Annotated in this window: 19 protein-coding genes and 1 riboswitch; of the genes, 11 read left to right on the top strand and 8 right to left on the bottom strand. The window is 70.3% G+C overall.

The window, feature by feature from the left end; translation table 11 throughout:
- Positions 1 to 145: 145 nt before the first annotated feature.
- On the bottom strand, positions 146 to 1,612 hold the full coding sequence (locus OG226_RS06470; protein ID WP_329348265.1) for an XdhC family protein: 1,467 nt from the start codon (positions 1,610 to 1,612) through the stop codon (positions 146 to 148).
- Between the two features lie 253 nt (positions 1,613 to 1,865).
- Here OG226_RS06470 and OG226_RS06465 point away from each other — a divergent pair, with 253 nt between their 5' ends.
- The 6 genes from OG226_RS06465 (at position 1,866) to OG226_RS06440 (ending at position 8,884) form a co-directional block, all read left to right on the top strand.
- The gene (locus OG226_RS06465; RefSeq protein ID WP_329348264.1) at positions 1,866 to 3,878 is read left to right on the top strand and encodes a translation factor GTPase family protein; all 2,013 of its coding nucleotides are present in this window, start codon (positions 1,866 to 1,868) and stop codon (positions 3,876 to 3,878) included.
- 87 nt (positions 3,879 to 3,965) lie between these two features.
- The gene (locus tag OG226_RS06460; protein ID WP_328675749.1) at positions 3,966 to 5,822 is read left to right on the top strand and encodes a cellulase family glycosylhydrolase; all 1,857 of its coding nucleotides are present in this window, start codon (positions 3,966 to 3,968) and stop codon (positions 5,820 to 5,822) included.
- A gap of 175 nt (positions 5,823 to 5,997) precedes the next feature.
- The gene (locus tag OG226_RS06455; RefSeq protein ID WP_328675748.1) at positions 5,998 to 6,687 is read left to right on the top strand and encodes a TetR/AcrR family transcriptional regulator; all 690 of its coding nucleotides are present in this window, start codon (positions 5,998 to 6,000) and stop codon (positions 6,685 to 6,687) included.
- A gap of 114 nt (positions 6,688 to 6,801) precedes the next feature.
- Positions 6,802 to 7,152 (top strand): hypothetical protein, encoded by a 351-nt coding sequence (locus OG226_RS06450; protein WP_329348263.1) that lies wholly within the window; start codon positions 6,802 to 6,804, stop codon positions 7,150 to 7,152.
- A 710-nt stretch (positions 7,153 to 7,862) separates the two neighbouring features.
- A complete protein-coding gene (locus OG226_RS06445; protein WP_329348262.1) occupies positions 7,863 to 8,615 on the top strand; it encodes a transcriptional regulator in 753 nt (250 codons plus the stop codon).
- Positions 8,597 to 8,884 (top strand): ArsR/SmtB family transcription factor, encoded by a 288-nt coding sequence (locus OG226_RS06440; RefSeq protein WP_329348261.1) that lies wholly within the window; start codon positions 8,597 to 8,599, stop codon positions 8,882 to 8,884. The genes OG226_RS06445 and OG226_RS06440 overlap by 19 nt, the downstream gene beginning before the upstream one ends.
- A gap of 16 nt (positions 8,885 to 8,900) precedes the next feature.
- On the opposite strand, the gene OG226_RS06435 is transcribed toward OG226_RS06440, so the two are convergent.
- A complete protein-coding gene (locus OG226_RS06435) occupies positions 8,901 to 9,902 on the bottom strand; it encodes a helix-turn-helix transcriptional regulator (protein WP_328675745.1) in 1,002 nt (333 codons plus the stop codon).
- A 108-nt stretch (positions 9,903 to 10,010) separates the two neighbouring features.
- On the opposite strand from OG226_RS06435, the gene OG226_RS06430 reads away from it, so the two are divergent.
- Positions 10,011 to 10,409, top strand: a complete 399-nt coding sequence (locus OG226_RS06430) for a VOC family protein (protein ID WP_328675744.1) — start codon at positions 10,011 to 10,013, stop codon at positions 10,407 to 10,409.
- On the opposite strand, the gene OG226_RS06425 is transcribed toward OG226_RS06430, so the two are convergent.
- On the bottom strand, positions 10,406 to 11,632 hold the full coding sequence (locus OG226_RS06425; RefSeq protein WP_328675743.1) for a glycosyltransferase: 1,227 nt from the start codon (positions 11,630 to 11,632) through the stop codon (positions 10,406 to 10,408). The genes OG226_RS06430 and OG226_RS06425 overlap by 4 nt on opposite strands.
- 183 nt (positions 11,633 to 11,815) lie before the next feature.
- Here OG226_RS06425 and OG226_RS06420 point away from each other — a divergent pair, with 183 nt between their 5' ends.
- The gene (locus tag OG226_RS06420) at positions 11,816 to 13,774 is read left to right on the top strand and encodes an RICIN domain-containing protein (RefSeq protein ID WP_329348260.1); all 1,959 of its coding nucleotides are present in this window, start codon (positions 11,816 to 11,818) and stop codon (positions 13,772 to 13,774) included.
- A gap of 63 nt (positions 13,775 to 13,837) precedes the next feature.
- Here the strand turns inward: OG226_RS06420 and OG226_RS06415 are convergent, their stop codons facing one another.
- Entirely contained in the window at positions 13,838 to 14,188 is a 351-nt protein-coding gene (locus tag OG226_RS06415) for a hypothetical protein (RefSeq protein WP_443066870.1), read from the bottom strand.
- Entirely contained in the window at positions 14,185 to 15,801 is a 1,617-nt protein-coding gene (gene ctaD, locus OG226_RS06410; RefSeq protein ID WP_329348258.1) for an aa3-type cytochrome oxidase subunit I, read from the bottom strand. The genes OG226_RS06415 and ctaD overlap by 4 nt, the downstream gene beginning before the upstream one ends.
- 105 nt (positions 15,802 to 15,906) lie before the next feature.
- Here ctaD and OG226_RS06405 point away from each other — a divergent pair, with 105 nt between their 5' ends.
- Both OG226_RS06405 and OG226_RS06400 read left to right on the top strand, forming a co-directional pair.
- A complete protein-coding gene (locus OG226_RS06405) occupies positions 15,907 to 16,428 on the top strand; it encodes an RNA polymerase sigma factor (protein ID WP_328675739.1) in 522 nt (173 codons plus the stop codon).
- A gap of 87 nt (positions 16,429 to 16,515) precedes the next feature.
- Positions 16,516 to 17,415, top strand: coding sequence for a CU044_5270 family protein (locus OG226_RS06400; protein ID WP_328675738.1), 900 nt, complete (start codon positions 16,516 to 16,518; stop codon positions 17,413 to 17,415).
- Here OG226_RS06400 and OG226_RS06395 read toward each other — a convergent pair whose 3' ends face one another.
- Positions 17,416 to 18,264, bottom strand: a complete 849-nt coding sequence (locus tag OG226_RS06395; protein ID WP_329348257.1) for a bifunctional 5,10-methylenetetrahydrofolate dehydrogenase/5,10-methenyltetrahydrofolate cyclohydrolase — start codon at positions 18,262 to 18,264, stop codon at positions 17,416 to 17,418.
- Positions 18,265 to 18,285: 21 nt separating this feature from the next.
- A riboswitch (ZMP/ZTP riboswitch) is annotated at positions 18,286 to 18,370 on the bottom strand.
- Positions 18,371 to 18,628: 258 nt separating this feature from the next.
- Complete coding sequence (locus tag OG226_RS06390; protein WP_328675736.1) at positions 18,629 to 18,994, bottom strand: nuclear transport factor 2 family protein; 366 nt, start codon at positions 18,992 to 18,994, stop codon at positions 18,629 to 18,631.
- Between the two features lie 171 nt (positions 18,995 to 19,165).
- On the opposite strand from OG226_RS06390, the gene OG226_RS06385 reads away from it, so the two are divergent.
- Positions 19,166 to 19,462 (top strand): hypothetical protein, encoded by a 297-nt coding sequence (locus tag OG226_RS06385; protein WP_328675735.1) that lies wholly within the window; start codon positions 19,166 to 19,168, stop codon positions 19,460 to 19,462.
- Positions 19,463 to 19,541: 79 nt separating this feature from the next.
- Here OG226_RS06385 and OG226_RS06380 read toward each other — a convergent pair whose 3' ends face one another.
- The gene (locus OG226_RS06380) at positions 19,542 to 21,296 is read right to left on the bottom strand and encodes an ABC transporter ATP-binding protein (RefSeq protein WP_329348256.1); all 1,755 of its coding nucleotides are present in this window, start codon (positions 21,294 to 21,296) and stop codon (positions 19,542 to 19,544) included.
- Between the last annotated feature and the right edge of the window lies 1 nt (position 21,297).

Below are 21,297 nucleotides of genomic sequence, written 5' to 3'. Positions count from 1 at the left end.
TCGGTTCAGACTCCGGGTCAACTGGCCGTTCCCCGGGTCCTGTTGCTGGGCGCACGATCGACGCCCCCTTCCGTCCGGGAGCCTGAGCGCCTCTGTGACGGCCGATCGGTACTCCTGCGTCAACCCGCCCGCCGAGTCGGCCAGGTCAGCGCACCGGCCCCCGGTGAATCGCCCCCACGGCCCCCGTCAACGGCGCCCCCGTCCCACCCCACCGCAGCGCGACGATCTCCGCGGCCACGGACACGGCCACCTCCTCCGGCGTACGCGCGCCGAGATCGAGCCCGACGGGTGAGCGCAGGCGAGCCAACTCGCCCTCGCTCAGGCCGGATTCGAGCAGTCGCCGCATACGGTAGTCATGAGTACGGCGGCTGCCCATCGCCCCGACGTACGCGGCCGGCCGGCGCAACGCCTCCTCCAGCAGCGGTACGTCGAACTTCGGGTCGTGGGTCAGGACGCAGATCACCGTCCGTTCGTCGGTGTCCGTGCCCCGCAGATAGCGGTGCGGCCAGTCCACGACCACCTCCACACCCGCCGGGAACCGCTTCGGCGTGGCGAACACCGGGCGGGCGTCGCACACGGTGACCCGGTATCCGAGAAAGTCACCGATCCGGGCCACCGCCGCCGCGTGGTCGATCGCACCGAAGACCAGCATCCGGGGCGGCGGCGCGAAGGAGTGCAGAAACACCGCGACGGAGTCCTCACGCCGCTCACCACGCGGTCCGTAGTGCCGCAACCCCGTTGCCCCGAGGGTGAGTTCACCACGGGCATCGGCGGCGACGGCCACGTCCAGGCCGGGTGGGCCGAGGGTGCCGAGAGTGCCGGGGGTGCTGGGTGTTCCCGGGGACCTGGCGGTACCGAGAGCGCTGGGGGTGCCAGGGGCGCTGGGAGTGTCAGAAGCACCAGAGGCGCCCGGAGCGGGAGGAATGCCGAGGCTGCCGGCGGTACTTGGGGTGCTGAGAGTGCCAGGGACGCTGGAGGCGCCAGGAGTACCGGGAGCGCCGAGGGCATCAGAGCTGTCAAGAGCACCAGGGTCACCGGGCGAGCCGGAAGCACCACGGCTGCCAGGCGTGCGGATGGCGCCGGCGGCTCCGAAAGCGCCGGAGGTACCGCCCCCGCCAGAGGTACCGCCCCCGCCAAGGGCACCGCCCCCACCGAGATCACCAGCACCCCCACCCACGCCCTCCGCCCAAACAGCAAGCACGGCCCCCCGCACCCCCGGCCCATCGACCACCGTCGCCACCGTCACCGGCTCACCCGTGGCGACCGACCGAGCCACCGCCCCGAACGTGGGATCGACCTCAGGTGTGACAAGCCGGACCAGTACGGTGATCTCGCCCCCGCAGGTCAGCCCCACCGCGAACGCGTCCTCGTCGCTGTACCCGAAGGTCTCCAGCCGGGCCTCGCCGCTCGCCACGACCTCGCGCGCCAGCTCGAAGACCGCCCCCTCCACGCAGCCACCCGACACACTCCCCACGACTTCGTCACCCGGCCCCACGGCCATCGCCGCACCGGGATCGCGCGGCGCGCTGCGGCTGACCGCGACCACCGTGGCCAGGCCGAACGGGGCGCCCGCGGCGTACCAGCCGCCCAGCACCGGGAGAAGGTCACGCATGCTCGGCTCCTGTCACCACCGCTACCGCCGCCGGACGGCGCAAGCGTCGCATCCGGGCGCCGGCCTGCACCGGAGCGCCACGCGCCCACCCCACCCCGGCTCGCCGGCCCAGCGTTAATCCGTTGCCGCCGCACCCCCACCCCTGCTGAACTACCGAAGACGAGTCAGCGACGACCGAGGAGTACTGAGATGCGCGCACCGTTCATGTCCACCCAGGAAGGAACGCCCCCCTCGCCAAAGGACATGACACCAGGTGCACTTGCTCAACCTCGGGATTCTCGCGCACGTAGACGCAGGTAAGACCAGCCTGACCGAGCGCCTCCTGCACTCGGCCGGTGTGATCGACGAGATCGGCAGCGTCGACGACGGGAACACCCGTACCGACACCCTCGCGCTGGAGCGCCGGCGCGGCATCACCATCAAGTCGGCCGTCGTCTCGTTCCCGGTCGACGACGTGACCGTCAACCTGATCGACACCCCCGGCCACCCGGACTTCATCGCCGAGGTGGAACGGGTGCTCGGCGTGCTCGACGGCGCGGTTCTCGTCGTCTCGGCCGTCGAAGGGGTCCAGCCGCAGACCCGCATCCTGATGCGCACACTCCAACGGCTGCGCATCCCCACCCTCCTCTTCGTCAACAAGGTCGACCGACGAGGCGCACGCTACGACGACCTCCTCCCGTCGATCTCCGAACGGCTCAGGGCGGCCGTCGTCCCCATGGGTACGGTCGAGGGACTCGGGACCCGCGAGGCCGGTTTCCTGCCGGGGCTCGGCCCGGGCGCACCCGCCGTCCTCGCCGAGCACGACGACGAAGTCCTCACCGCGTACGTCGAGAACACCGTGTCCTACGACCTCCTGCGCACCGCCCTCGCCACCCAGACCCGCCAAGTCCTCGTGCACCCCGTCTACTTCGGCTCCGCCATCACCGGCGCCGGCGTCGACGCGCTGATCACCGGCATCAGGGAACTGCTGCCCCCGGCCGAGGGCGACCCCCAAGGCCCGCTCTCCGGAACGGTGTTCAAGGTCGAGCGCGGCCCGGCGGGGGAGAAGGTCGCCTACGCGCGGATGTTCTCCGGCACCCTCCGCACCCGCGACCGGATCACCTTCGGCGGCGCGGGCGACACGGGCGCCGGCGGTGACACCGGCGAGACCCGCGAGACTCGCGACGAGGGCAAGGTCACCGCGATCAGCGTCTTCGACCACGGGACGGACATCGACAGCGACTCCGTCCCGGCGGGCCGGATCGGCACACTGCGAGGCCTCGGCGAGATCAGGATCGGGGACTCGATCGGCGTGCCGAGAAAGGCGGTTGAGTACTTCTTCGCGCCTCCGACTCTCGAAACCGTCGTCGTCCCGGGCCCGGACGCCGACCGCCGTGCCCTGCACCTCGCACTCACCCAACTCGCCGAACAGGACCCGCTGATCGGCCTGCGCCACGACGAGGTGCGCCGGGAGACCGCCGTCTCCCTCTACGGCGAGGTCCAGAAGGAGGTCATCCAGGCCACGCTCGCCGACGAGTTCGGGGTGCACGTCACCTTCCGCGAGACGACCCCGCTCTGCGTCGAGCGGCCGGTCGGCACGGGCGCGGCGGTCGAGTTCAACAAGAAGGACGCGAACCCCTTCCTCGCCACGGTCGGCCTGCGCGTCGACCCCGGCCCGGTCGGCTCCGGTGTGCGGTTCGGCCTGGAGGTGGAGCTGGGCGCGATGCCGTACGCCTTCTTCAAGGCCGTCGAGGACAGCGTGCGCGAGACCCTCGGGCAGGGTCTGCACGGCTGGCGGGTCACCGACTGCGTGGTCACCATGACGCACTCCGGCTACTCGGCCCGGCAGAGCCACGCCCACCAGGGCTTCGACAAGAGCATGTCGAGCACCGGCGCCGACTTCCGCGGGCTGACCCCGCTCGTCCTCGTCGAGGCGCTGCGGGGAGCGGGCAGTCAGGTGTACGAGCCGATGCACCGGTTCCGCGTCGAGGCCCCGTCCGACACCCTCGCCGCGCTGCTGCCGGTGCTGGCCGCACTGCGCGCCGTCCCGCAGACCACCGAGACGCACGGCTCGCTCTGTGTGCTGGAGGGGGAGCTGCCGGCGGCTCAAGTGCACGGGCTGGAGCGGCAGTTGCCGGGGCTGACGCGCGGTGAGGGGGAGTGGGAGAGCGCCTTCGACCACTACGCGCCCGTCGCGCACGGGACCGTTCCGGAACGGGCACGCACCGACCACAACCCGCTCAACCGGAAGGAGTATCTGTTGAACGTGACACGTCGGGTGGCCTGAGATGTGTCAACAGGGCTTGTGGCGCGCAGACTTACTCATGAGTCAGAAGTGTTGACAGTGTCCGGAAATCACCGGACTGTAGTGGACATGACGAATATCCGGGCGCGTTTGATCGTTGTCCTGGTTGTCCTCTGCGGATTCCTGTCGGTGCTGGGCGCTGGGCCAGCAACCGCCGCCACCCCAACCGACTCCCTCTGGTTCGACGGCTCGGCGCTGACCGTCCAGAACGGCAGTTTCGTGGACAGTTACGGCCGCCAGGTCGTGCTGCGCGGCTACAACGTCTCCGGCGAGACCAAACTGGCGGAGAACGACGGTCTCCCCTTCGCCTCGGTCGCCGACGCGAAGAAGTCCGCGACCGCGCTGCGCGCCCTCGGTGGCGGCAACTCGGTCCGCTTCCTGCTCTCCTGGGCCTACGCCGAACCCGTCCGAGGCCAGGTCGACACCGCGTACCTGGCCGCCGCCACCGCGCAGATGCAGGCGTTCCTCGACGCCGGCATCCGCGTCTACCCCGACTTCCACCAGGACCTCTACTCCAAGTACCTCTTCAACAGCGGCAGTTGGTACACCGGTGACGGCGCCCCCAAGTGGGCCGTGGCGCTGGGGAGTTACCCGCAGGAGTCCTGCGGCATCTGCCTCTTCTGGGGTCAGAACATCACCCAGAACGCCGCCGTGACGGAGGCGCAGTACGACTTCTGGCACAACAACTACGGCGTCCAGGACGCGTTCCTCGTCACCGCGCAGTCGACGATGACGTACATCCAACAGCACCTCACCACCGAGGAGTTCGCGGGTGTCGTCGGCTTCGACCCGTACAACGAGCCCTTCGCCGGCACCTACGACTCCGGCCAGACCAGCCGCACTTGGGAACAGAACCTGCTCTGGCCGTTCTACGTGAAGTTCCGGGCCCGGATGGACGCGGCCGGCTGGAGCGCCAAGCCCGCCCTCGTCGAGCCGAACCTCTTCTGGAACTCCAACATCTCCAGCCAGGTGCAGGTGGGCGGACTCCTCGACGCGGGCACGCTCGGTTCGCGCTATGTCTTCAACACCCACTTCTACGACCAGAAGGCGATCTCCGGCATCCTGATGTGGGGCAACGCGGCGGACGGCCAGTACTCGACCGACTTCGGGACGGTCCGTGACCGGGCCGCCGCGGCCGGCACCGCCGCCATCGTCAGCGAGTTCGGGCATCCGCTGTCCGGAACGGTCTCCGGCAAGGCGCCGACCGTACTCAAGGCGATGTACCAGGCCCTCGACTCCCGTCTGCCGGGCGCCAGTTGGTGGTCCAACCCGGCGGGCTCCGGGCCGGTCCTCTCCGGTACGCAGTGGCAGTGGGACATCTACAACGGCCGCCACAGCGAGCTGATGAACGACAACCCCGACAAGGTGCTCGCCTCCGGCGACGCCTGGAACGACGAGGACCTCTCCGCCGTCAACATGACCGACTCCGGAACGGTGACACTCCGTCAGGACGCCCGTCTGCTCGACCGGATCTACCCGAGCGCGACCGCCGGCACCACGGTCGCCTTCACCTACGAGGACCGCTCCCGCGACGGCTCGACGACCCTGACCTGGAACCCGGTCCCCAGTTCCCTCCCGAACGTGTCCTCGCTGGTCGGCTCCGGCCAGTACGGCCTGCTGATGTGGCGCTCCAACAGCTCCACCGCGCCGACCGAACTCCACCTCCCGGCGTCCTTCCCGGCCGCGTCCACCACCGTGGTCTCCGATCTGGGAGCGATCTCGGGCGTCCCGGCGTACACGACCTCGACCCCCATCGGCTACGCCAACGAACCGGGCGGTACCGGCAGCCACCGCCTTCTGCTCTCCGCGACCGGCTCGGGAACCCTGCACTACGCCCTGATCGCCAACGGCGCGTCGAGCCCCTCCTCGACGCTGCTGAGCGCGGCCAAGTCCGAACTGGCCACCTGGGCGGCATCGCACAGCTGAGCACCACGGGGCGCCGGTCTTCCAGGAGGCCGGCGCCCTTCCATATTTATGTGAAGACATCCGAACAAATGCAAATTCGGAGTGAACTTGATGAGAAGTGAGGAAGGAGTGCTCTTTTCTGAAAGACCACGGACACGACAAGATGGCCGGTGGTCGACGAGACAGGGGTGTGACAGTGACGGGCAGGCTCAAGGCGCCGACGGGTCGTTACGGCGGCAAGTCCGCCGAGCAGCGGCAGGCCGAGCGGCGCGGACGCTTCCTGGACGCCGCGCTCCAGCTGTTCGGCGACACCCCCGGCTACCGTGCCACGACCGTCGCCGCCCTCAGTGAGGCAGCCGGCCTGTCCACCCGGCAGTTCTACGAGGAGTTCCGCAGCCTGGAGGACGTCCTGGCCGCCCTCCACCTCCAGGTCAACGACTGGGCGGAGGAAGCCGTCCTGATCGCGCTGGGATCCGCGGATGGCCTGCCGCTCGCCGAGCGGGCCACCGCGATCTTCCACGCGTACGCCGCCAACGTCACCGTGGACCCCCGCCGCATCCGCATCACCTTCGTCGAGATCATCGGCGTCAGCGCCCGGCTGGAGGAACAGCGACTGTCCCGCCGCGCCCGCTGGATCAACCTCATCTGCACCGAGGCACGGGCCGCCGCCCAGCGCGGGGAGGCGGCCCGGCGCGACTACCGGATCGCCGCCGCGGCCTTCATCGGCAGCGTCAACGGCCTGCTCCACGACTGGAGCGCGGGCTGGGTGGACGCCACACTGGACGAGGTCGTGGAGGAGTTGGTCCGACAGCTCCTCGGGATCATGCGGCCGCCGGGCTGGACCGGCCAGGCCGTGCCGCGAGAGGCGCTATTCGACGAGGATTGAACTGCTTGTGTGTTCTCCTCGTGCTCCCCATCCTCGAAGGGCGACAAAAGCCGCTGCCCTTTGACCAGGAAACACAGGGGGAACTCGATGCGCAAATTCAGGACTGTCCTCGCCATGGCCGTACTGCTGCTGACGGCCGCAGTCGTACAGACCGGGACGGCGAATGCGTCAACCAGGGCGCCGGCTTCTTTTGTCGAGATGACCGAGAAGTGGAGCGGAACCGCGGTGGTCCGGCTGTGGTGGAACACCAGCAACGGCGGTATTCACGCCGAATACTACGATCCCGGCAACACCGACCACTCTGTCTGGGTCGGCATCTACGACGCGACGACCAGGCAGATCATCACGCAGTCGGCAACGTACGGGCCCGGTCCGATCAACACGGGCGAGGTGTTCACCGCGCACTCCATCTTCGCCTGCGGTGGGGGCGGTCGCGTACCGCAATTCTGCACCGGGAACACCTGATCCGTGCCTGTCGGTTAATTCAACGGGAATCTCCTCGTGTTTCGGAAACGGCCGAACAGCCCGACTGCTCATGCCGCCGACGGCACTGCACGATCATTTCGGGAGTGGCTCATGTCCCAGTCGCCGATTCAGTGGATTCTCGCTTTCGACGCGTCCTGCGGAACGTGCCGTGGCATGGCCGACGCGATCAACTCCGCTTCCGGCGACCGGTTGGAGGTCCTCCCGCTGACGCAGCGGAACGTCGCCCGCCGGCGTGAGGAGGCGCTCGGCGCGGACGCACCGGCGGCCCCCACCCTTCTACGGGTGGGCCCGGACGCCGTGCGCGCCTGGACCGGAACGGCGATGGCCCTGTCTTCGGGATCGACGAGGCACGGTCACCGCTCACCGAACTGGGACCGGCGGACTTCGCGCCGGCGAGTGCGTGCAACTGCTGTACGTGGGACGACTGGTGCACCGGCGGCTACGTGTGCCGGGGGTGCTGCGACAGCAACAGAGGCTGCACCTGCGCGAGCAACTGCTGCCGCGCCGTGACGGTACGCGGCTGCGGCTCGCTGTGGGCGGCCTCCTGCACCGGGTTCCGCGAGTACTGGAGCGGACCGCCCCCTCGGAGCCCGGCGACATGCCGACCTCTTCGCCATCGGGTTCTCGGGCTGCCGACGCGACCTGCGCCGCGATCCCGCTCGGCCCCCCACTGCCACGAATGAGGTCGCATGCTCCGCATCCACTTCACGCCCCTCGACTTACAGAACATCCGCATCGCCCGTCACCCCGATCCGCTGTGGGAACTCGTGTGCGCCGTCTGCCGGATGGCCACGCAGCAGGGGCCGCTGGAGTTCGGGGCGTGGCGCGGCGGCGTGCACGAGCGGGTGGGCCAGGATCCGGAGGCGCACCGCGCGCTGCTCATGCTGAGCACGCTCGTCCCGCCCGCCGGCTACATCCCCGACTTCCTCACCCCGTCCGTCTCACAGGGCGGCCTGTCCGCGGCCCTCGACGAGGTGGGGACCACTCCGCGCGGCAGGATGCGGCACGAGTTGGGCAGGCTCGCCGCCGCCCGCGGCCTCCCGTCGTGGGCCACCGCACTCGTCAGGCCCGGAGGCAGGAGCATGCCGGCCCTGGTGTCGGCTCTGGAGGTCTCCTCCCGGGCCCTGCTCGAACCGCACTGGGCCCACATCCGCAGAGCGGTCGACGACGAGGTCGGCCTGCCGTCCGGCGTCCTCCTCGACGGCGGTGTCCGCGCCCTGCTGGAGAGTCTCCGTCCGCTCGCCCGGTGGAAACCCCCGGTCCTGGAGGTCGACTTCCCCGTCGACCAGGTACTGCGCCTGGAGGGCCGCGGCCTGCGGCTCATCCCGTCTTCTGCTGGCGCAGGCCCACCGTCCTCGCCGATCCCACCCTGGACCCGGTCCTGGTCCACCCGGTCACCACACGCCCCTTGGACACGGCCGCGGTGCGAAGCGACGGGCTGATGCGGCTGCTGGGCCGTACCCGGGCCTCCGTCCTGACCCAGGTCGCCCGTCACCGCACCCAGACCACCTCCGACGTGGCCAACGCGACCGGCATCACCCTGCCCAGCGCGAGCTACCAGCTCGGCGTCCTGCGCGACGGAGGCCTGGTGGCCAGCCGACGGGCGGGCCAGTACGTACAGCACTCGCTGACGGCCCTGGGCCACCGGCTCCTGGACGCGGACACCGGGGACGCGATCGGCTTCCGACGCGACACCGAGGCCCTGGTGTGACGTGACGCGCGGGGTCCTACTGGTCTCCCGCGCCGTCCATGGCGTGCTCGTCCAGTCGGCGGGCCAGCGCGCGGACGAGATCGCGCAGAGCTGCGGGGCGCTCGATGACGAACGGGCGGTCGAGGGCGGCGAGGACGGGCGGGATCCACTCCAGCCGCTCGGCCCGGATCCGGACGTGGACCCATTCGCCGGCGTCGTCGGCCTCGGGATCGTCGGTCGGGACCGTGGACAGAGTCGCGATCTCGGCCGGGAGCCGCGTGCGAATGTGCCGCGCACTGCCCCGGATCCGCAGCGACACATCATGGGTCCACGGCGTGCGCGCGAGGCTGTCCAGCACCGTGGCGGCCGGGTCGAAGTCATCCGGGACGGCGAACGAGCCGGACCGCACGCTCATCGAGGTGATCCGGTCCAGCCGGAACGTGCGGACCTCGCCGTCGGCAGGGTCCGCGCCGGTCAGGTACCACCGTCCGGCATGCGCCACGAGGCCGTACGGCAGGACGGTACGGTCGCTGCCGCGGCCCTCGCGGTCGGTGTAGCCGATCGCCACCGGCCGCCGATGGAGCGCGGCCTCGGCGAGTTCGAGCAGTACGTCCGTCTCCGGGGCGGTCGCGGTACGGGGCCGCGCGGTGAAGTCGGCCGTGTCCAGCAGGGCGTCGAGTCGTCGGCGCAGAGCGGCGGGCAGGACCCGCAGCAGTTTCGCCGTCGCGCTCTCGCTCGCCGCCGCGGACGTGGTGACCAGCCCCGCCCTACGGCCGGCCAGCAGCCCGAGCACCACGGCCAGGGCCTCCTCGTCCGTGAGCATCAGCGGCGGCATCCGATAGCCGGGGGCGAGCCGGTAGCCGCCGTAGCGACCGCGCACCGAGTCGACCGGTACGCCCAGTTCCAGCAGGTGGCCGACGTAGCGGCGGACCGTGCGTTCGTCGACGCCGAGGCGGGTGGCCAGGTCGGGGACGGTGCGGAGGCCGCCGCCCTGGAGGATCTCCAGCAGGGCGAGCACGCGGGCGGTCGATGTGGTCACTCCGGAAGTCTGCCTCGAATACCGGGCGGAAGGTGTCCGGTATCGGTCCTAGCGTGAGGGACGCCGGTTCATCCGGAACCGCCTCCGACCTCTGGCAGGGAGACCCTCATGAACTTCGTCTCGATCCGTGTCATCACCGACGACGTCGCCCGTCTCGTCGGGTTCTACGAACAGGTCACCGGCGTCACGGCCACGTGGTCGACCCCCGACTTCGCCGAACTCGTCACGCCCGCCTGCACGTTGGCGATCGCGAGCACCCGCACCGTGGCCCTTTTCGGCACCGACTCCGCGCGCCCCGCCGCCAACCGCTCGGTGATCACCGAGTTCCGCGTGGCCGACGTCGACGCCGAGTACGAGCGCCTGGCGCCCCTCGACCGCGAGCTCGTCCAGAAGCCGACCACGATGCCCTGGGGCAACCGCTCCCTCCTCTTCCGGGACCCCGACGGCAACCTGATCAACTTCTTCACACCGGTCACCCCCGAGGCCGTGGCGCGGCAGGAGCGTTAGGCCAGGGTGTCCAGGGCGGCCAGCACGGGCGCGAAGCCGTCCTCGGCGCGCACCTGGAAACCGAGGACCCGCGCGCGCTCGGCGAAGGCAGGCTCACCCGTGGCTCGTACGAGCGCGGCGGACAGCGAGTCGGCGGTCAGGCCGCGCAGCGGTACGGCAGCGGGCGCCACGCCCAGCGTGACCAGCCGCGCGGCCCAGAAGCCCTCGTCGAACTGGATCGGCACCGGTACGGCCGGTACCCCGGCGCGCAGCCCGGCGGCCGTCGTGCCCGCGCCGCAGTGGTGGACCACGGCCGCCATCCTCGGGAACAGCGCCGAGTGCGGGACCTCGCCGACGGTCAGGACGTCGTCACCGGCCGCTTCGAGACCGCCCCAGCCGCGCTGGATCACCCCGCGCAACCCCGCCCGGCGCAGCGCGCGCACGATCTCGGCGCTCAGCCGCTCCGGATCGGGCACGGTGGCACTGCCCAGTCCCACGAAGACGGGGGCCGGACCGGAGTCGAGGAAGTCCCTCAGCCGCGGCGGGAGTTGGGCTTCGCCGTCGTACGGCCACCAGTAGCCCGCCACCGTCAGTCCGGGGCGCCAGTCGGCCGGGCGGGGTACGACCAGGGGGCTGAAGCCGTGGTGGACGGGCCAGTTCTGGCGTTCCCGGGAGCGGAGCGCGGCGCCGGGGCGGGTGCGGGGCAGGCCCAGTCGGGAGCGCACGTCCGGTACGGCGGTGGTGAAGACGTGCTCCACCGCCCGGTTCACCCCGCGTCCGGCGACCCGGTTGCCGACCGCGCCCCAGGAGCCGCCGCCGAGCACCGGCGGCGCGAACTCCTTTGTCGCCGCGAGGGGTTGGAGGTACACGCCCATGCTCGGCAGCGACAGCCCCTCGGCGACGGCATGCCCGAGCGGCCCCAATGAGCTGGACAGCAACAGCACTTCACTGGTTCGGGCGGCCGTCAGCAGGTCGTCGGTCATCCGCCCGACCAGTGCCCGCGCCATCGTGACCACCCGCAGCAACTTGCCCCCGCCCGAGGCACTGCGGTGCAGCCCGCGCCCCCGCGAGGACTCCAACTCGGCCCGGGGATCCACCGGAAGCGGATGGAAGCCGACGCCCGAGCCCGCCACCAGGGGCGCGAAACCCGCATGGGTGACGAGGGTGACCTCGTGGCCCGCGCGGGCCAGGGCGTGCCCGAGGCCGGTGTAGGGGGCGACGTCGCCCCGGGATCCCGCTGTCATGATCGCTACGCGCACGCCGGTCAGTATCGCGTCCGGTGGCAGACGAGTGGGGGATTCCCGCCGGGAGATTCCAACTGCCCCTCGTGTCACAGCCGTTGACTTCGACCCCGGGTGGTTCTACCTTCAGCGCGCCGCTTTGTTCGGCGACCCGATCCAGGTTCGAAATATCGGCAAAGGAGCCGCATGTTCCGCACCCCCATCCTGCGCGCCTTGGCGATGGCCGCAGCGGCAGTCACCCTGCTTCTCGTCACCGGACCCGCCCCCGTGGCCCCCCTCCGAACGGCCCCCGTCGCCTCGACGACCCGTCAGATCGCCGTGCCCACCGCCCCGATGGGCTGGGCCTCCTGGAACAGCTTCGCCGCGAAGATCGACTACAGCGTCATCAAGGCGCAGGTCGACGCGTTCGTCGCCGCGGGCCTCCCGGCGGCCGGCTACAAGTACATCAACATCGACGAGGGCTGGTGGCAGGGCACCCGCGACAGCGCGGGCAACATCACCGTCGACACCAGCGAGTGGCCCGGCGGAATGAGCGCCATCGCCGCCTACATCCACAGCAAGGGCCTCAAGGCCGGCATCTACACCGATGCGGGCGCGAACGGCTGCGGCTACTACTACCCGACGGGCCGCCCCGCCGCCGCGAACACCGGCAGCGAGGGCCACTACGACCAGGACATGCTGCAGTTCTCGCAGTGGGGCTTCGACTTCGTGAAGGTCGACTGGTGCGGCGGCGACGCCGAGGGCCTCGACGCGGCGACGGCGTACAAGGCGATCAGCGCCTCGGTCACCAAGGCCACCGCCACCACGGGCCGCGCGCTGACCCTCTCGATCTGCGACTGGGGCGACCAGAACCCCTGGAACTGGGCCCCCGGCCTGGCCCCCATGTACCGGACGAGCACGGACATCATCTACTACGGCAACTCGCCGTCGACGACGAACATGCTGTCCAACTTCGACCAGGGCCTGCACCCGGCAGCCCAGCACACCGGCTACTACAACGACCCCGACATGCTGATGGTCGGCATGTCCGGCCTCACCGCCGCCCAGAACCGCACCCACATGGCCCTCTGGGCGATCTCCGGCGCCCCCCTCCTCGCCGGCAACGACCTCACCACCCTCACCACCGAGACCACCGGCATCCTCACCAACCCCGAGGTCGTCGCGGTCGACCAGGACGCGCGCGGCCTCCAGGGCGTCAAGGTCGCCGAGGACACCACCGGACTCCAGGTCTACGGCAAGGTCCTGTCGGGCCTCGGCAACCGCGCGGTCACCCTCCTCAACCGCACCTCCTCCGCCCAGAACATCACCGTCCGCTGGCCGGACCTCGGCCTGACCACCGCGTCCGCCACCGTCCGCGACCTGTGGTCGCGCGCCAACATCGGTTCCTACGGCACGAGTTACACGGCCAGTGTCCCGGCCGGCGGCTCCGTGTTCCTGAAGATCAGCGGCGGCACCGAGGCGGCCGGCACCAACTACACCGCCACCTCCACCGGCAAGTACACCGGCATCAGCGCGGCCAGCACCGGCCTGAACGTCGTCGACGTCACCTACACCAACACCGGCTCCACGGCCGTCACCGGCACCCTCTCGGTCAATGGCCAGACCGCGACGACGGTCTCCTTCCCGCCGACCGGCTCCAGCGCCGGCACGATCTCGGTGCAGGCCAACCTGTCCAAGGGATCGGCCAACTCCCTCACCCTGACGGGCAGTTCACTGCCGACCCTGGGTACCGTCAACGTCCAGCCGATCCCGGGCACGAACGGCACCCTGGTCGTCGGCACCGGGTCCGGCCGCTGCGCCGACGTCTACAACAACACCATCACCAACGGCACACAGGCCGAGATCTGGGACTGCAACGGCGGCCAGAACCAGGCCTGGACGTACACCTCCCGCAAGGAACTCGTGGTCTACGGCAACAAGTGCCTGGACGCCTACAACAACGGCACCACCAACGGCACGAAGGTCGTCATCTGGGACTGCAACGGCCAGAACAACCAGAAGTGGACCGCCAACTCCGACGGCACCCTCACCAACGTCAACGCGGGCCTGTGCCTGGACGCCTCCGGCGCCGCCACGGCGAACGGCACCCTGCTGATCCTGTACACCTGCGGCACGGCGACCAACCAGAAGTGGACGCTGAGCTAGCCGTACCGCCTCCTGTTCGGCACCTCGTCCCGCCGGTCGTCAGGACCGGCGGGACCCGCGTCCCTAGGCGAGCGCGACGGTGACCAGACCCGTCGCCGCCAGCAGGGCGCACGCCAACAGGCAGCAGGCGAGGGCGCGTTGGCGCAGTCGCCGGTACGTCTCCTCGTACTCGTCGCGCAGTTGACGGCCCCGCTCGGCCGTCCGCTGCCACGACAGCCGGGTGAGGGTCAGGTACTCCGCCTCGAACTGCCGCCGCACCTCGTCCCGTTGGCCGTCGGTGAGCCAGTCGAGCCGTGCCGTGAAACGCGCGGCGGCCGTACGGCCCTCCGCGCGGGCCGCGGCGATCAGCAGGTGGCCCTCGACGTCGTTGAGGAAGGCCCCGGTGTCCACGGGGTGTTCGTCCATGGCGGTCACCGGGCCGTCAACTCCCGTTCCAGGGCGGGGATGTCGGCGTGGTGGAGGTCGAACGCCGGGGACTCGCTGCGGATGCGGGGGAGCGAGACGAAGTTGTGCCGCGGCGGCGGGCAGGACGTCGCCCACTCCAGTGAACGGCCGTAGCCCCACGGGTCGTCGACCTCGACCTTCTTGCCGTACTTGGCCGTCTTCCAGACGTTGTAGAAGAACGGCAGCAGTGACAGGCCCAGCAGGAACGAGGAGATCGTCGACACCGTGTTGAGTGTCGTCAGGCCCTCCACCGCCAGATAGTCGGGGATCCGGCGCTGCATCCCGTTCACGCCCAGCCAGTGCTGGACCAGGAAGGTGCCGTGGAAGCCGATGAACAGCGTCCAGAAGGTGATCTTGCCGAGGCGCTCGTCGAGCATCCTGCCGGTCATCTTCGGCCACCAGAAGTGGAAGCCGGAGAACATCGCGAACACGACGGTGCCGAAGACCACGTAGTGGAAGTGGGCGACGACGAAGTACGAGTCGGAGGTCGAGAAGTCGATGGGCGGGGCGGCGAGCATGACGCCGGTCAGGCCGCCGAACACGAAGGTGATGAGGAAGCCGGTGGCCCAGAGCATCGGGGTCTCGAAACTCAGGGAGCCCTTCCACATGGTTCCGATCCAGTTGAAGAACTTCACGCCGGTCGGTACGGCGATGAGGAACGTCATGAAGGAGAAGAACGGGAGCAGTACTCCGCCGGTGACGTACATGTGGTGGGCCCACACCGTCACGGACAGACCGGCGATGGAGATCGTCGCGGCGACCAGTCCCATGTAGCCGAACATCGGCTTGCGGGAGAAGACCGGGATGACCTCGGAGATGATGCCGAAGAACGGCAGCGCGATGATGTACACCTCTGGATGCCCGAAGAACCAGAAGAGGTGCTGCCACAGCAACGCCCCGCCGTTGGCGGCGTCGAAGACGTGTGCCCCGAATTTCCGATCCGCCTCCAGCGCGAAGAGCGCGGCGGCGAGAACCGGGAAGGCCAGCAGAACGAGTACCGCGGTCAGCAGCACGTTCCACACGAAGATCGGCATGCGGAACATCGTCATGCCCGGTGCGCGCATGCAGATGATCGTGGTGATGAAGTTGACCGCACCGAGGATCGTGCCGAAGCCGGAGAAGGCCAGACCCATGATCCACATGTCGGCGCCGATACCCGGCGAACGGACCGCGTCCGACAACGGGCTGTACGCGAACCAGCCGAAGTCCGCCGCGCCCTGCGGGGTGAGGAAGCCACCCACCGCGATCGTCGAGCCGAACAGGTAGAGCCAGTAGGCGAACATGTTCAGCCGCGGGAACGCCACGTCGGGCGCGCCGATCTGCAGCGGCATGATCCAGTTCGTGAAACCGGCGAACAGGGGCGTCGCGAACATCAGCAGCATGATCGTGCCGTGCATCGTGAACGCCTGGTTGAACTGCTCGTTCGACAGGATCTGCAGGCCGGGTCTGGCGAGTTCGGCGCGCATGAGGAGCGCCATCACGCCGCCGATGCAGAAGAACCCGAACGCCGTGACCAGGTACAGCGTGCCGATCGTCTTGTGGTCCGTGGTCGTCAGCCACTTGATGCTCTTGAGGTCTCTCACGCCCCGCCTGTGTCCACGCGCCGCCCGCACGTCACACTCGACGGACGCGAGGAGAATCACGAAATCGGGTGTGACGATCGCCCCGGTGCCGGACACGAACGGAACATGAGCAACGACGAGAACTTCGCCGCTGCCTATCGCGAGCACTACTGGGCGGTCAGCCGCTATGTCGCGCGGCGACTGGACGGGCGGAGCAGCGAGGTCGAGGAAGTGGTGGCGGAGGTCTTCACCGTCGCCTGGCGCCGCCGTGCGGATCTGCCGCCGACCCCGTTGCCCTGGCTGTACGGCGTGGCCCGTAACTGCCTGGCCAACGCGGTGCGCGGGTACGGGCGGCGGCGTCGGCTCGTCGACCGGCTGGGCAACGACGAGAGCGCGCATGGGCGGCAGGTCGTGGCCGGGCCCGGTGCGGACGCGCCCGGCGGCTGGGTGCACGAGGCGTTGGCGCGGTTGTCTCCGGCTGATCGGGAGGTGCTGCGGTTGACGGCGTGGGAGGAACTGGGTGTGGAGGAGGTCGCCGTCGTTCTCGGGTGCGGGACGCGTGCTGCGGCCATGCGGTTGCATCGGGCGCGGCGGAGGTTGAGAGCGGAGATCGATCGGCTCGCGGTGCTTGGAGGGGCGGGGCGATGAACACGTGTTCCGCGGCGCCGTCGTGGCTGGTCGCGCAGTTCCCCGCGTCCCTTGAGGGCGCCACAGTCACCCTGAAGGAACATCGCCATGGCTGATGAACTCGAACTCCTGCGCAGCGCCAACCCGTTCACGAGCGACGGGTCCCCCTACGGCGACGGGCCGCTCGATCATCACGCCGAGCGTCGGCTCAACGGGCTGCTGCATGACCGGCGTTCACGGCGTCGCCGACTGCTGTGGAGCCTTGCGGCCACCGCTGCCGTAGCCGCGACCGTGCTCACTCTGGTGCTGGGCGGGCCGAGCAGTACCCCGGCGGTGGCGGCTCCCCGTGCTCTGGTCGTGCAGGCGCACTCCACGCCCGTGTCCCTGAAGCAGCTCGCCGCCCTCGCCGCGGCGGTCGCGGCCGACGGAACTCCCGCTCTGCGCAGGGGAACTCACGTGCAGTCGTGGAGTCTCGGCATGTCCGACGACAAGCCGCCGGTCACCATCCCCGAGGAACGCATCGTGCGCTGGAACGCGGACGCCAGTCACACGGAACGTGTCGTCGAGGACGGGCATGTCCTCAAGGAGACGACGTTTCCGCCGAGTTGGAGCGATGTCCCGCCCGATGCCCGGCCCCCGCACGACATGGCCGGACTGCGGGCGTACCTCCAGGAGACGGCGTACAGCAAGACGCCGTTGACCACCCCCGAACTTCTGTCGGCCGTGGGGGAGTTGCTGGACCACTGGACGCTCGGGGCGCGTGAGTCGGCCGGGTTGGCGCGGCTGCTCGCGGGGGCGGACGGGCTGCGGCCGGTGGGGGAGGTGACCGACCGCCTCGGGCGGCACGGGCAGGCGTACGTCTATCAGCGGTCCGCCACCCGCCTGATGCTGATCATGGACCCGGCCACCGGCGCCGTCCTCGGGATGGAGAGCACCTTCACGAAGGACCAGCCCGAGTACGGCGTCAAGGCCGGGGACGTCATGGACTACAGCGCGTGGACGCGTTGATCACACCCCGAGCTGCCGGGCCGCGGCGGTCACCGTCTGCTCCAGGAGCGTGGCGATCGTCATCGGGCCGACGCCGCCCGGCACCGGCGTGATCAACGAGGCGCGTTCGGCGGCGGATTCGAAGTCCACGTCGCCGACGTTGCCCGCGTTGTAGCCGGCGTCGACGACGACCGCGCCGGGCTTGATGTCCTCGCCGCGGATCAGCCGGGGGCGGCCCACGGCGGCGACCACGATGTCCGCCTCGCGGACCACCGCGGACAGGTCCCGGGTACGGGAGTGGCAGTAGGTGACCGTCGCGTCGCGGGCCAGGAGCAGCATGCCGGCCGGCTTGCCGAGGATCGCGCTGCGGCCGACCACGACGGCCCGCTTGCCGGACGGGTCGACGTCGTACTCGTCGAGCAGCCGGATGATGCCGCCGGGCGTGCAGGACACGAAGCCCGGCAGGCCGAAGCTCATCGTCGCGAACGACGCGAAGGTCACGCCGTCCACGTCCTTCTCCGCCGCGATCGCCTCGAACGCGGCCCGCTCGTCGATGTGTTCACCCATCGGGTGCTGGAGCAGGATGCCGTGTACGGCGGGGTCGGTGGAGAGCGCGTCGAGGGTGGCGACCAGGTCGGCGGTGGTCGTGGTGGCGGGGAGTTCCACGTGCCGGGACTCGATGCCGGCCTTGCGGCTGCGGTTCTGCTTCATCCGGACGTAGGTGACGGAGGCCGGGTCCGCGCCGACCAGGACCGTCGCCAGACAGGGCGCCGTACCGGTGCGCGCGGTGAGGTCGGCGGCCTTCTTCGCGGTGTCCTCGACGATGCGCCGGGCGAGCGCGGTGCCGTCCATGAGCCGTGCCTGAGACATGATCCACTCCTGAGCTGGTTGACCAATCGCCCAGGCGCACGGCATCGACTCCGCGTGGGCCGCTCCACGGTGGTGCTCCACCTCAGCGCCAGTCACGACCCACGAACAGCCTAACCGACAGGTCCACGGCCGTCAGGGCCCGCTCACCGACGCCGGACGCGGTGGGTCCGACCAGCAGGTGGTGGCGGAAGCGGTCGGGATCGTGCCGCTCGCAGCACCGACCCCAGCAGAGCGGCGGACGCTCGCAGGCCCGCTGCGGAAACCGGTGCTCGGCGTCGCGTCGCGGCGGAGCGGGCGGGTGCCGTGGTCGCCGAGAAGGTCCAGGTCAGACTGGTGTTGATCCGGACTCTCGGCACCATCCGCGCTAGCCGTCCCATGCCTGGATCATGGTCTGTCGGGTGATCTTGCCGTCCTGCAGCAGGAGCATCGACTCGGCGAGGACGCGGGCCCCGTCCGGGTACCGGCAGGACTCGCTGTAGGCGACCCGGTCCCCTTGTACGACGCACTCCTCCAGCTTGTGGGTCATGTCGCGGCTGTAGACGTCGGCGAGCATCGCGCCGATCTCGTCCCGGCCGTGCAGGACCTTGGGGTGACTGGGCTGGGTCTGGTGGTCGACGACGTGGATCTCGGCGTCGTCCGCGTAGAGCGACAGCAGTGTCGCCGCCGTGTGGTCCTCGATGCCCCGGCGCAGGGCTTCGGTGTCGAAGCCGGGGCGTGCCGCGGTGCCCATGGTGACCTCCTCGGAGGGCCGCGGCCCGAACGGGAGCGAGCCGCGGCGGGCCTCTCCTACGAGACTCCTCCGCCGCGCCGGGGTCGGCAAACCGGGCGGCGCGCTCCGCCTCACGGGTGAGCGGTGCCCGGTACCCGTGACCGCGTGGGGACCGGCCGCGTTGCTGAGGGCATGATCTCAACACGACGTATCGCCGCCGCCGTTGGTCTTGCCGTCGGGGTCACCGGCCTCGTCGCGCCGATGGCGAACGCCGCCGACGCGCCCGCCTTCAAGGACGGCAAGGTCAGCCCGGTCGCCCTGCTGGACTCGCTCGCGGTGAGTGAGATCCCCGCCGAGCACCAGGCGGAGATCCCGAAGGTCGCCAGTCAGCTTCAGGGCATGAACCACCTGAACGACCTCCAGCAGCTGCACCAGGTCACCGACATGGCCGCGCCGGTGACGGGACTCCTCCCCAGCATCGAGCCGTGAGCCCGCAGTACTGATCCCGCGGAGCACGCAGACCGTGAGGGCCGTCCGGAAACGGGCGGCCCTCAGCCGTTCCGCGAGGTCAGCCCGCCGTCGCCAGGAACTGTGTCGCCGCCAGTTCCGCGTAGAGCGGATCGGCGGTCACCAGTTCCCGGTGCGTGCCCACCGCGCGGACGCGGCCCGCGTCCATGACGACGATCCGGTCGGCCATCGTCACCGTGGACAGCCGGTGCGCCACGACCAGGACCGTCGTCGTACGGGCCACATCGGCGACGGTGTCGCGCAGGGCCGCCTCGTTCACCGCGTCGAGCTGCGAGGTCGCCTCGTCGAGGAGGAGCAGGCGGGGGTGGCGCAGCAGCGCGCGGGCGATGGCTACGCGCTGGCGTTCGCCGCCCGAGAGGCGGGTGCCGCGGTGGCCGACCAGGGTGTCGGTGCCCTTCGGGAGGCGGGCGACCAGGCCGTCGAGCCGGGTCGTCTTCAGGACGCGGATGACGGCGTCGTCGTCCGCGTCAGGGTTGCCGAGCACCAGATTGTCGCGCAAGGAGCCCGACAGGACCGGGGCGTCCTGCTCCACATACCCGATGGCGGACCGGAGTTGGGACAGTTCCCACTCCGCGAGGTCCCGGCCGTCGAGGGTGATGGCGCCGGACTCGGGGTCGTAGAAGCGCTCGATGAGGGAGAACACCGTGGTCTTGCCCGCGCCGGATGGGCCGACGAACGCCGTCATGCCCTGGGCCGGTATCCCGAAGGTCACGCCGTGGTGGACGTAGGGGAGGTCGTCGGCGTAGCGGAAGCGGACGTCGTCGAAGGCCAGGGCCGCTGGTTCGGCGCCGGGGGAGGGCAACTGGGCGGGCAGGGACGGGGGTTCGGCGGGGAGGTGGAGCGCCTCCTGGATGCGGGAGAGGGCCGCGGTGCCCGTCTGGTACTGCGTGATCGCACCGACGACCTGCTGGATCGGCTGCATGAGGTAGAAGACGTAGAGGAGGAAGGCGACCAGCGTGCCGATGTCGATCGCACCCGTCGCCACCCGCGCCCCGCCCACCGCGAGGACCGTGATGAAGGCGACCTGCATCGACAGCGCGGCCGTATTGCCGGCGGCGGCGCTCCACTTGGCGGCCCGCACGCTCTGCCGCCACGACTCCTCGGCCGCCGCGTGCAGGGTGCGTTCCTCGCGCTCCTCGGCGCCGGACGCCTTCACCGTGCGCAGCGCGCCGAGGATCCGCTCCAGCGAGGCGCCCATCACGCCGACCGCGTCCTGCGCCTGCCGGCTGGCGCGGTTGATGCGCGGCAGGATCAGGGTGAGCACGGTGCCCGCGCCCGCGATCACGGCCAGGGTGACGCCCAGCAGTACCGGGTCAACGATGCCCATCATGACGACAGTTGCGACGAGCGTGAGCCCGCCGGTGCCGAGTCCGACGAGCGAGTCCGTGGTGACCTCGCGCAGCAGCGTCGTGTCCGAGGTGATGCGGGCCATCAGGTCGCCGGGCTCGCTGCGGTCCACGGCCTCGATCCGCAACCGCAGCAGATACGACGACAGCGCGCGCCGCGCACCGAGCACCACCGACTCGGCTGTACGCCGCAGAACGTATGAACCCAGCGCGCCCAACGCCGCGTTGGCGACCACCAGCGCCGACATCGCGAGCAGCGCCCCGGTGATCGTCCGGTCGTGCGACAGGTCGTCGATGAGCCCCCGCGCCACCAGCGGCAACAGCAGCCCGGTGCCCCCGGTGACCAACGAGAGCAGCGCGCCCGCCAACAGGGCCCAGCGGTGCGGCCGTACGTAGTCGAGGAGCAACCGCCAGGCCGGCGGACCGCTCTGAGTCCCTGCGATGCTCACG

The organism is Streptomyces sp. NBC_01261 (assembly GCF_036226385.1).
GTDB lineage: Bacteria > Actinomycetota > Actinomycetes > Streptomycetales > Streptomycetaceae > Streptomyces.
Note: the sequence above shows the minus strand (reverse complement) of the source record. Positions and strands in the feature narration are given on the sequence as shown.